Annotated in this window: 6 protein-coding genes and 1 pseudogene; 4 read left to right on the top strand and 3 right to left on the bottom strand. The window is 73.2% G+C overall.

The features are described from left to right. Positions 1-58: 58 nt before the first annotated feature. A complete protein-coding gene (locus tag K7862_RS36490; protein WP_222969999.1) occupies positions 59-364 on the top strand; it encodes a muconolactone Delta-isomerase family protein in 306 nt (101 codons plus the stop codon). 8 nt (positions 365-372) lie between these two features. On the opposite strand, the gene K7862_RS36485 is transcribed toward K7862_RS36490, so the two are convergent. After that, positions 373-942, bottom strand: coding sequence for a TetR/AcrR family transcriptional regulator (locus K7862_RS36485; protein WP_222969997.1), 570 nt, complete (start codon positions 940-942; stop codon positions 373-375). Between the two features lie 655 nt (positions 943-1597). On the opposite strand from K7862_RS36485, the gene K7862_RS36480 reads away from it, so the two are divergent. After that, positions 1598-2953: a hypothetical protein gene (locus tag K7862_RS36480; RefSeq protein ID WP_222969995.1), complete on the top strand. Its 1356-nt coding sequence runs from the start codon at positions 1598-1600 to the stop codon at positions 2951-2953. After that, positions 2950-7608, top strand: coding sequence for an FtsK/SpoIIIE domain-containing protein (locus tag K7862_RS36475; RefSeq protein ID WP_222969993.1), 4659 nt, complete (start codon positions 2950-2952; stop codon positions 7606-7608). Before K7862_RS36480 ends, K7862_RS36475 begins: the two co-directional genes overlap by 4 nt. 102 nt (positions 7609-7710) lie before the next feature. On the opposite strand, the gene K7862_RS36470 is transcribed toward K7862_RS36475, so the two are convergent. Together K7862_RS36470 and K7862_RS36465 are read right to left on the bottom strand one after the other, a co-directional pair. Then, positions 7711-8019 (bottom strand): WXG100 family type VII secretion target, encoded by a 309-nt coding sequence (locus K7862_RS36470; protein WP_222969991.1) that lies wholly within the window; start codon positions 8017-8019, stop codon positions 7711-7713. A 27-nt stretch (positions 8020-8046) separates the two neighbouring features. After that, positions 8047-8919, bottom strand: a complete 873-nt coding sequence (locus K7862_RS36465; protein ID WP_222969989.1) for a hypothetical protein — start codon at positions 8917-8919, stop codon at positions 8047-8049. Positions 8920-9110: 191 nt separating this feature from the next. Here K7862_RS36465 and K7862_RS36460 point away from each other — a divergent pair. Beyond that, positions 9111-11243, top strand: a pseudogene (locus tag K7862_RS36460) (hypothetical protein); the annotation flags it as partial.

Genomic DNA, 11243 nt, shown 5'->3' with positions numbered 1-11243 from the left:
AAGTGAGGCCTCCTGCGCGCGGCACGGCTGACGCGGGACCGAGAAGCGGAGCACCACGATGAAAGAGTTCCTGGTCGAGATCACGACCACCATCCCCGACGGCACCAGTCAGGACGAGATCGACCAGCGGCGCGCGGCCGAGCGGGAGCGCGCCAAGGAGCTCGCGTCCACCGGCCACCTGGCCCGGCTGTGGCGTCCGGTCGGTGAACTGCGCAGCATCGGCGTCTGGCTCGCCGACGACGAGGACGACCTCCGTCAGAACGTCATCGGCACCCTGCCGCTGAGCGTCTGGATGACCTTCAAGGTCACCCCGCTCCAGCCCCACCCCAACGACCCCGGCCCCGGCGGGGGCGGGCAGGGATGACCTGACGGTCAGTCCGGCGCGGCCTCGTCCCCCAGGGCGGGTTCCAGCGCGTGCCGGGCCGCGTCGAGGATCTCGTCGGACAGCGGGGTGCCCAGCGTGGCCCGGGACAGCATCAGCGACCCGACCAGGGTGGCCAGCGCGGTGAGTCCGGTCTCGCCCGGAGCGATCCAGCCGGCCATCTCGCGCACCCCGTCGGAGTACACGCCGTGCCAGGCCGGCTCGCGGGCGAAGTCACCCGCGAAGCCGGCCGCCGGGCATCCGGTGCCCGGGGTCCCGCGGTGCTCGTCCGACAGATAGGTGTCCAGCAGCGCGGGCCAGGCCGCCGCGTGGTCGCCGTGGTCGGCGTCCAGCGCGGCCAGGTACGTCAGCATCTCGGTGAAGCCCTGTACCGCGGCTTCCTCGACGAGCGCGTTCTTGGACGCGAACTGCTTGTAGAAGCCGCCCTGCGTGAGCCCCACGGCGTGCATGACGTCGGCGACGCTGACCTTGGCCACGCCCCGTTCGCGCAGCAGGCGTGCCGCCGCCTCGACCACCCGCCGGCGGTTGGCTCTCGCCTCGGCCTGCGTGACCCGGCTCATACCTCATCACCCGCGCATCTGTCGCCCCGGCGTCCGGGACGCCGGCCCCCTTCGGGCACCTGCCCGCGCCGTCGATTTTAGGTGATGTTTACCGCCGGGGACATGGCTGATTCCCTTCGCCGACCGCCGGGCCGGACGTAGCCCGCGGGACGGGCAACCGGCCGCGCCTCGGACGGCGCCGCCGCACACGGTGAACCAGGGCCCGCGTACGGTGAATTCTGCACGGCGGGTGCGCGACGGACGGATGAACACCCCGGGGCCGGGCGCCTCCTCGCGCGCCGCCCGACGCGGCCCGGCCGGGGCCGCCGGGCTCTGGTTCCGGCCGCCCCCACGAACTCCCCGGCCGGATGCGGCAGTCGCGGACGGCCTGCGTGCGGGGACCGGGATCTTTCCCGTCTAGACTCCACGTGAACGCGGGTGGCGAGGGTGCGTGCGCGGGTGACCCGCCGGCTTGGGCCGGTGGCGGACCCGCCGGAGCGCCGGGGGACGTTCGACGCGCCACCGACCCGTCCGGCACCACGAGCAACAGGCTCCAGTACCGGACCGGACCCCGGCCGGCGCGGCACGCGCCGTCCGGCTGTGACCGGTTCACGGCGGCGAACGACAAGAGGTTCTCGTGCATTTCCCCCTGGCGGGCCCACCGAGTCCGCTCGCGGTGGCGCAGCCCCCCGCGGTCCTGGCCATGCAGTGGAACTCCGGGGCGAGCGCCCTGGCCGTGGCACTCGTGGAACTCTTCTTCCTGCTGCTGCTCCTGCTGCGCTGGGCGGTGCGCAGACAGGGCGGCACCCGGCGGGCCTGGCGGGCGCTGAGCCGCCAGGTGCGGCTGACCTGGGGCGCGTTCTCGCTGCCCGTCCGAGAGTTCCTGCAGTTCAAGGCGTCCGTGCGGCACCTGACCCGGCTCCTCGTGGACGGCGGGCCGACAACGTTGGCGCACGACGCGCTGGACGGCGCCGACTCCGTCGTCGGCCGCGGCACCCGCCGGTCGTTCGGCTTCGCGGCACGGGTGACGCCCGCCTCGCGCCGGACCGCCGGCACGGTGACGGTCCATCTCGCCGGACGCGGCATACCCGCGCCGTCCGCGCCCTGGCAGGCGGCGGACGGCCCCCTGCTGTGGCAGGCGGTGGGCGACGACGTGCTGCGGCTCGCGGCCGACGGCGAGCCCGGCGGGAACCCGGCGGACGCGGGAGACCTGTCCGCCGTCGGGCAGGACGCCCGCCCGCGTCTGCTCGTCCCGCTCGGGCTCCACGACCGGTCCCTGCTCGTGCTCGACCTGCTGCGCGGCCCCGGCCTGGTCAGCACCTACGGCGACCGGGCCGCCGGACGCAGCCTGGTCCAGGCGATGGCGGCCTACCTCGACCTCACCGGCGACGCCGAGGTCGTGGTGGCCCGCGGCGTCCACCCCCGCCACCAGGGCCCGGACCTCGACACGCTGCTGGCGTCCGTCGAGGACCGCACCGAGAACCGCGAACGCCCACTCGTGGTGGTGTGCGCCGCCCCCGACGCCGAGCAGTCCGCCCGGCTCGTCCGCCTGGCCGCGGACGGCCTGCTTCACGCCGTCGTCGCCGGCCCGGTCGCCGGTCACCGCTGGGAGATCCGCGTCGACTCCCGCGGGCGCACCCAGAGTCCCGCCCTCGGGGTCCGCAGCGAGTCGGCCCCCCTCGGTCCCGCCGTGGCCCGCACCGCCCGCAGGCGCGGCGCCGGCAAGGGCGCCCCGACCCGGCCGGCGTCCGCCGCCGCGTCCCGCCGTCCCGCCGGTCACGACCGGCCCGCCCCCGCCCGTCCCGCCCCGTCGCGCGGCGCCTCCCCGGCGACACCGGCGACGCAGGCGGCCCCGCTCCCGTCCCGGGCCGCCGCCGTGCCCGCGCCGCCCGCGCAGCCGTCCCCCGAGCCCCTGGGGGCCGCGGTCCGCGACCTGTTCGCAGAACCGGAGATCACCGGTCTGTCCGCCGCGGACGCGCGCGAAGCCGCCTCGTCCGCCACCCCTCACGAGGAAAACCGGAACCAGTCGTGAAACTCCTCATCACCACCGTCGACGGCGAGCGGCGGGAGCACCGGGACGTCCTGGTCAACGCCGCCGCCGGCACCCCGGTACGGCGGCTGGCCCCGCAACTGCTCGCCGCCCACCGCGGGTCCGGGGAACCCGACGCCGGCGCGGACGTGACGCTGTACCTCGGCGACCGCCCCCTGGACCCGGAGGCCACACTCGCCGCCGCCGGAATCACCGACGGCAGCACCGTCGGCCTGGGCGTGCCCGTGCCCCGCCCCGCCGCCGACTACGGCCCGCAGCGGCACGAGATGCCCACCCCCGCGCGGCCCGGCACCGCGCCCGTGGCCGAACTCCAGGTGATCGGCGGCCCGCAGGCCGGCCGGGTGCACCTGCTCGGCCTGGGCACCCACGAGGTCGGCCCGGCGGCCGGGAGCTCCGTCCCGCTGGAGGGCCGGGGAGTGCCGGAGGAGGGACTGCGCCTGGCGGTCCGCCCGGACGGCACCGTCCTCGTGGTGCTTCCCGAGGGCGACGCCCAGGTGCGGCTGTCGCTTCCCGAGGCGCCGGCTCCCCGGCCGCGCGCCGACGTGGTGGCGCTGCCCCCGGCCCCGGCACCCGCGCCGGACGCCACCGCCGAGGACTCCGACCCGGCGCCGCGCGGCTGGACGCACTGGCCGCTCGACGGCGAACTCGCCCTGGGCGAGCACCTGCTGAGGGTCACGGCGCCGACCCGGGCCGACGCCGCGGTCATCCCGTCGGAGAAGGGCGCGGGCCTGGACTTCAACCGCCCGCCGCGACTGCTGCCCCCGCTGCAGCCCGAGACCTTCCGGCTGCCCGGACCGCCCGAGCCGCCCAAGCGCCGCCCGATCCCGTTCCTGGTGATCGTCGCGCCCGTCTTCATGGGCGTGGGCATGGTCTACTTCTTCCACTCCTACTACTTCCTGATCTTCATGCTGCTGAGCCCGGTCATGGGCTTCGGCAACTGGATCAGCGGACGGCGCGGCGGGCGCAAGGAATTCCTGCAGGCCGTCGCCAACTACGGGCTCCGGCGCGCCTCGCTGGAGGCGGACGTCCGCGACAAGGTCGAGGCCGAGCGCCGGGTGCGGATCGCCTCCGCCCCCGACCCGGCCGTCGTCGGCCTGATGGCGGTCGGACCCGGCACCCGGCTGTGGGAGCGGCGCAGAACCGACCCCGACAACCTGATCCTGCGCATCGGCACCACCCGGCAGCAGTCGCTGCTGCAACTCGACGACGGCTCGCGCGAGGACAACCACCGCACGGTGTTCTGGCAGATACCCGACATGCCGATCGGCCTGGACATCGCGGGCAGCCAGGTCGTCGGCATCGCGGGCCCCGAGGCACCGGCCCGGGCGCTCGCCCGCTGGGGCGTCGCCCAGGCCGCCGTGCTGCACAGCCCCCGCGACCTGAAGATCTGCGTGCTCACCGACAGCGGCGCGGCCGGCTCCTGGGAGTGGGCACGCTGGCTGCCGCACGCCCGGTCCGGACTGTCCTCCGGCCAGGACAACGCCCCCGTCATCCTGCTCGGCAACGACGCCGAGACCGTCGCCAACCGCGTCACCGAACTGATCAACGTCATCCGGACGCGTTCGCTGGCCCGCCAGGCGACCCTGCGCGGCGCCCTGCTCAGCGAGCCCGACGTCCTCGTCGTCCTCGACGGCGCCCGTGAACTGCGCGACGTGCCGGGCATGGTGCAGGTGCTCAAGGAGGGCCCGGCCTACGGCATCTACCCGCTGTGCATCGACCGCGAGGAGCGGATGCTCCCCGAGGAGGCCAGCGCGGTGGTGTCCATCGCCAAGGACACCCTCACCCTGCGCCGCACCGGCATGCCCGACGTCACGGGCATCCGGCCCGACTACGTGACCCCCGAGTGGGCCGAGCGCCTGGCCCGCGGCATCGCGCCCGTGCACGACGTCACACCGGACGCCACCGGCGGACTGCCGGACCGCGTCTCCCTGCTGGACCTCCTGGACCTCGAACCGCCCGCCGGCCGGGTCATCGCCGACCGCTGGGCCCGGCGGCCCGCCTCCACGTCCGTCGTCGTCGGCCAGGGCTTCGACCGGCCGGCCGCCTTCGACCTCGTCAAGGACGGCCCGCACGCCCTCATCGCGGGAACCACCGGCTCCGGCAAGTCCGAACTGCTGCAGACCTTCGTGGCGTCGCTCGCCGCGGTCAACCACCCCGACGAACTCACCTTCGTGCTGGTGGACTACAAGGGCGGCAGCGCCTTCAAGGACTGCGTGCGGCTGCCGCACACCCTCGGCATGGTCACCGACCTCGACAGCCACCTGGTGCAGCGGGCCCTGGCGTCGCTGACCGCCGAACTCATCCGCCGCGAGCACATGCTCGCCACGGCCGGCGCCAAGGACCACCCCGAGTACCGGGCGCTGCGCCGCCGGAACCCCGAGCTGCCGCCGATGCCGCGACTGCTGCTGATCATCGACGAGTTCGCGACGCTGGCCCGGGAGATCCCCGACTTCATCGCCGGCCTGGTGGGCATCGCCCAGCGCGGCCGCTCGCTCGGGCTGCACATGGTGCTCGCCACCCAGCGCCCGGCCGGCGTCGTCACCAACGACATCCGCGCCAACACCAACCTGCGGATCTCGCTGCGCGTCACCGACGTCACCGACAGCACCGACGTCCTCGACGTGCCGGACGCGGCCAGCATCTCGTCCGGCACCCCCGGACGCGCCCTGGTGCGCACCGGCCACCGCTCCGCCATGAGCTTCCAGACCGCCTACGTCGGAGCGCCCCGCCCCGACGCGCTCCCGGAGGACCCCGACGGTGCCGGCGGCGCGGAGGACCTGCTGCGCGCCCTGACCGCCGCGGCGGCCGGCCCCGACGGCGCGGCCCCGGAGGCCGACGAGGAGTCCTCGCTCTGGATCACACCGCTGCCCTGGCAGCGCCTGGGCCGCGCGGCCCAGGTACCCGAGGGGGACGACGAGGACTTCCCCGAACTCCCCGGGGACGAAGGGCCGACCGACCTCATGGCCCTGGTCGACGCCATCCGTGAGGCCGCGGAACTCAGCGGCCACCGGCCGCAGCCCAGCCCGTGGCTGCCGCCGCTGCCCACCTCGCTCGACCTCGCGGCCCTGCCCGAGCCCGCCGCGCCCACCGGCGACGGCCGGCTCGTGCCGGCCGCCTGGGCGAGCGAGGACCTTCCGTCGCAGCAGGCCCAGCCGCCCGTGATGCTGGACCTCGACGACTTCGGCCACCTGTACGTCCTGGGCATGCCGCGGTCCGGGCGGTCGCAGACCCTGCGCACCATCGCCTCGGCCCTCGCCCGTGCCAACTCCTGCGCGGACGTGCACTTCTACGCGATCGACGCGGCGGGTGGCGCGCTGTCCGCGCTGTCGGCCCTGCCGCACACCGGCGCGGTCGTGCCGCGCGCCGACATCGAGCGGCTCAACCGCCTGCTCAACCGGCTCACCGCCGAACTGGTGCGCCGCCAGGAACTGCTCGCCGCACACTCGGCGGGCACCCTCACCGAACTGCGCGCGGTACTGCCGCCGGAGCGGCGCCCCGCGCACACCGTGCTGCTCATCGACGGCTGGGACACCCTCAACGCGCTCATCGCCGACATCGAGGACGGCCGCATGGTCTCCCAGGTGGCGATGCTGCTGCGGGAGGGCGTCGCGGCAGGCATGCACGTCATCGCCACCTCCGAACGCGCCCTGATGGGCGGCCGGATCGCCGCGCTCAACGACAACAAGCTGCTGCTGCGGATGAACGACGCCGGCGACTACGTGATGCACGGCATCGAGCGGCAGCGGATCCCGTCCGCCGTCGGACCGGGCCGCGGCTTCCGCACCGAGGGCGGCGGCGAACTCCAGGTGGCCGTACTGCCCGGCGGCGCCGGCGGCCAGGAACAGGCCGAGGCGCTGCGGCTCATCGGCGCCGAGGCGGCCGGCCGCGACCGGCACGTCCCCGCCGCCGCTCGGCCCTTCCGGGTGGAGACCCTGCCCTCGGCCGTCACCTTCAAGGACGCCTGGACCCGCGCCGCGGCCGCCGACCGGCGCCCGCTGCACGGCATGGTCGGGCTCGGCGGCGACGACGTGGCCCCGGTGTGGGTGGACTTCTCCGGAGTGGCGTCGTCGTACGTCATCGCCGGGCCGCCCGGATCGGGCCGCAGCACCGCCCTCGGGTCGCTGGCGGTCTCGCTGCTGCGCGGCGGCACGGGCGTGGTCGCGCTGACGCCGCGGGAGTCCCCGCTGCGCGGGCTGCACGGCCGTCCCGGGGCCGTGGTGATCACCTCGCCGGCCCCCACCGAGCAGGAGCTGACCGCGGCGCTGGAGTCCGTCGGCGGCGGCCCGGCGGTGCTGCTGGTCGACGACGCGGACCTGCTGGCCATGTCGCCCGCCGACAACCTGCTGCGGGACATCGCCACCTCCGGCCGCGACCGGTCGCTGGGCGTGGCGGTCGCCGGTCCCGCCGACGCGCTGGTCTCCCCGCTGAGCGCCTGGATCGGCCAGGTCCGCCGCTCGCGCAAGGGGCTGCTGCTGTCACCGCAGAGCATCGGCGAGGGCGACATCCTGGGACTGCGGCTGCCGCACAACGTCATCCGCGTCAACCGGGTGCCGGGCCGCGGCCACACCACGGACGCCGCGGGCGCGCTGCTCACCGTCCTGGTCCCGGAGACCGCCCCGGACCGCGACGCCGGCTGACCGGCGGGTGCCCGGCTTGGTCCGGGCGGCCGGACCACGCCGAAGGGGCCCGGCGGCACGATGCCGCCGGGCCCCTTCGCCGTGCCGGTGAGCCTCGTGCGGTCAGCTGCTCTGGTTGATCTGGTTCGCCATGGTGGTGTCCATGTCGTTGATCTGGGTCTTGATGTCGGTGAACTGCTTGGCGAAGTCGCCGATCTTGGTGACGATCTGCTGGAGCTGGTTGGTGAACTGCTCGTAGGCGTGCTGCATCGCCGGGCTGGTCTGCTGCAGGAACAGGCCGTCGTTCAGCAGGTTGTCGACCGAGTTCTTCAGCGTCAGCAGCTGCGGGTTGATGTTGTTCACCGCGTTGTTGAGCTGCGAGGAGACCGTGTCGATCTGCTGGTACTCGAGCTGTACGTTCTTGTTGGGCATGAGGTCCTCAGGAATCCATGTCGGTTGTCACGGTTGGTACGCGCCGTGGTGCTGGCCACCGCCGGCCCCGTTGCCGCCGCCCTGCGGCGGACGGTCGTCACCGGGCTTCTTGTCCTCGGTCCACTGCGGGTTCGAGCCGTTCACGCCGGTGCCGGTCCAGGTCGTCGTGGTGGTCTTGCCGTCGGTGTCGGTGTAGGTGTCCACCTTGGTGCCGCTGCCGTTGGCGTTGCCGGTCACCGTCTCGGTGGTCTTGGTCCCGTCGGGATGCTCCACCGTCGTGGTGTAGCTCCCGTTGTCACCGAAGGTGCTGTGCTCGTGGTACGACATCCCGCCGCTGCCGTCGGTGATGACCGTGTCGTTCGACGTGAGGTTGCCGTCGGCGTCGTACGTGGACGTCGTGTTGTGGGTGCTGCCGTCCGACGCGGTGAAGCTGTAGCCGGTCGGCGCCTGGCCCGGCGCCTCCGGCGGCTTGTCCGGATCCGCGAGCGGCACCTGCTTCTCGTACGGGTTGCCGTTGTCGTCGAAACCGTGGACGGTCACGTACGTGTGCGACAGCTTGAGCCAGTTGTCGTACGCGGACTTCTTCATCTCCCAGATGCTGTGGGTGAAGCCCGCGGCCTGCTCGTTGGCGGTCGCGGCGTAACCGGCGTCCTGGTCGAACCAGTGCCGGGCCACCGAGGTGTAGGTGTTGCTCAGCGACTCCAGCAGGTTCCAGGCGTGCTTGAAGGCGCCGCTCCACGCCCCGTAGTACTCCTCGATCATGAACGACGCGTCGGGACCGACATCGTTGGGGGAGTAGTCGTGCTTCGCCGTCCTGGCGTCGGAGATCTTGTGCTTGAGGGTGTCGGTGTCCTTGCCCAGCTGGTTCAGGAGCTCATAGTCGATGACGATGTCGGCCACGCGGTGAGCCTCCACTGGCTGTCGTACGTCCCGCTGAACGGAAAACGTACGGAGTTTGCCTACGGTTCAACGTTCCACGTTTCCACGCGTGAATCTGGTGAGTGACAATAATCTAAGCGGGCCCCACCAGCACCATGAGGGGTCGTCTTCGTGATCCTGGACGGATCAGGATCGATCGTGGAGGAACACTCATGGCTCGACCGGGCGACTGGAGCCCGCTGGGACTGCACGGCGACCCCACCCCGGGCGACCTGGACGTCCTGCAGTCCATCCATGACCAGATGGACGACCTGGGCACCCTCGCCCGCGAGGTGACGTCCGGTCTGGACCGGGTGCTCAACCAGTCCACGGACAGCTTCATCGGCAAGACCGCCGAGGCCGTCCGGAAGAAGATCGACGGGCACCTGAAGAAGTTCATCGACTCGGTCGGCGACTCCTTCGGGGTGTCGGCCCCGGCCACCGCCGACTACATCAACGCGATCCGGGACGCCCAGGCCAAGGCCGACCAGGCGCTGTCCGGCGCGCAGGGCCTGGCCAAGGACGACCCGAAGCTCGACGCCCTCAAGAGCCAGGTGAACGACGCCCGGGACGCCTACGACAGGGCCTCGCGCACATATGTGAGCAAGCTCTCGGACGCCTCCCACATGATCCAGCAGCCCATCAGCGGCTGGCAGTTGTTCCTCCAGGCGCTGGGCATCCTCGCGATCATCCTCGCGGTGCTCGGCGCGATCTTCGGCGGCTGGGTCGGGCTGATCGCGATGGCGGTGAACGTCGCGCTGCTGATCAAGACCGCGGTCGAGTTCGCCGAGGGCAAGGCGAGCATGCTCGACCTGGTCCTCGCCGTGATCGGCGTGCTCTTCCCGTCCACCAAGGGCCTCAACGTCGGCAGCATCGGCAAGGGCATCTTCAACGCCCTGAAGAACCTGCCCAAGACCGCGATGACCGGCCTCAGCAACGTCGGCCGCGGTCTGCTGCACATCGTCCTCAACCCCGGTTCGCTCAACGTGTTCCGCAACGTCGCCGCCCTGCCGGGACTCGTCATCCGCGGACTGACCGTCCTGGGCAACTTCGCCTTCGACGCCGGCAAGCTCGCCATCGGCGGCCTCAAGGCCTTCGGCGGCGCGTTCAAGAACGACTTCGCCCTCGCGACGTTCGGCGTCAAGGGAGCCCTGCCCAACATCGGCGTCTACGCCTTCAGCGTCGGCAGCCGGTTCGTGGTGAGCGCCACGCTTCCGCTGGACTTCTTCGAGCTCGGCGTGGGCGCGAGGGCCGCGATCAAGATGGGCCTGGGGACCCGGCTGTCGACCCCCTGGGCCCACCTGAGCCAGCCGATCGTCAGCGGCGGCGCCCACGTCGGGGCCCTGGCGGGCGGGCACTTCGGCCTGCACGCCGCCGGGAACGCCACCGGGTTCGACCCGGCCCACGGCTCGTTCGGCAACCTGTCCGGCGGTTCCCCGGGCCTGCACGGATCGCTCGGCGCCACCCCCGGCCTCGGCGCCCTGCACGGACTGACATCGGTGTCGGGCATCAGCGGGCTGCACGGCCTGAACACCCTGGGCGCCACCCACCTCGGCGGCGGCCTCACCCCGTCGTCCCTCAACCACGCCGTGGGCAACCTCGGCTCGGGCGCGAGCGCCGTCGACCACCTGACCGCCATCGACCACGCCAGCGGCTTCGACCGCACCGCGCACGGCCTGCTGGAACCGTCCGCCGTCCACTTCAGCACCTTCGACAACGGCGCGGTCAACCTCGGCGCGATCAACCCCGGTTCGCTGCACGCCGCGTCGGGCGCCCCGCACCTCGGCATCTCCAGCCTGCACACCGGCCGGGCCGACATGACCGTCAGCGGCGCCGGGCTGCACGGCGCGATCAGCGACAGCATGTCCGGAGTGCGCGCGGCGACAGGCCACGTCGCCGACTTCCACGCGCTCGGCATCCCGGAGCTGCGGTCCATCGTGGACGGCGACGTCAACGTCGTCCGGATGACGCCCGACGGCATCACCATGCACGTGGGAGCGGAGGCCGGGCCGCCCACCGCGCTCCACATGAACTTCCGCACGATGTCGCTGACGAACGACGCCGGTCACCAGGTCGGCATCGCCCCCGAGGTGCACGGCATCCTCGGCACGGGCGACGGCCACGTGGGCAGCCGGCACCTCGCGCCGCCCGAGGCCCAGGTGAAGGACGCGGCGCCCATGGTGAACTCCGCGGGACCCTCCGGCGTCCACACACCGGCCGCGAACACGCCGGTGACGAAGGTCGGCGGAACCGGTCCGGAGGCGGGGAAGTTCACCGGCGCGGGAAGCCATCTCGGACCCGATGTT

Origin of the sequence: Actinacidiphila acidipaludis, assembly GCF_019890725.1 — a bacterium.
In the GTDB taxonomy this organism is placed as follows: Bacteria; Actinomycetota; Actinomycetes; order Streptomycetales; family Streptomycetaceae; genus Actinacidiphila; species Actinacidiphila acidipaludis.
This window is presented reverse-complemented; position numbering and strand designations above follow the sequence as displayed.

Coding starts and splice junctions, on each gene's coding strand:
- K7862_RS36470 (WP_222969991.1), bottom strand. CDS start 8,019: ATGCCCAACAAGAACGTACAGCTCGAGTACCAGCAGATCGACACGGTC.
- K7862_RS36485 (WP_222969997.1), bottom strand. CDS start 942: ATGAGCCGGGTCACGCAGGCCGAGGCGAGAGCCAACCGCCGGCGGGTG.
- K7862_RS36490 (WP_222969999.1), top strand. CDS start 59: ATGAAAGAGTTCCTGGTCGAGATCACGACCACCATCCCCGACGGCACC.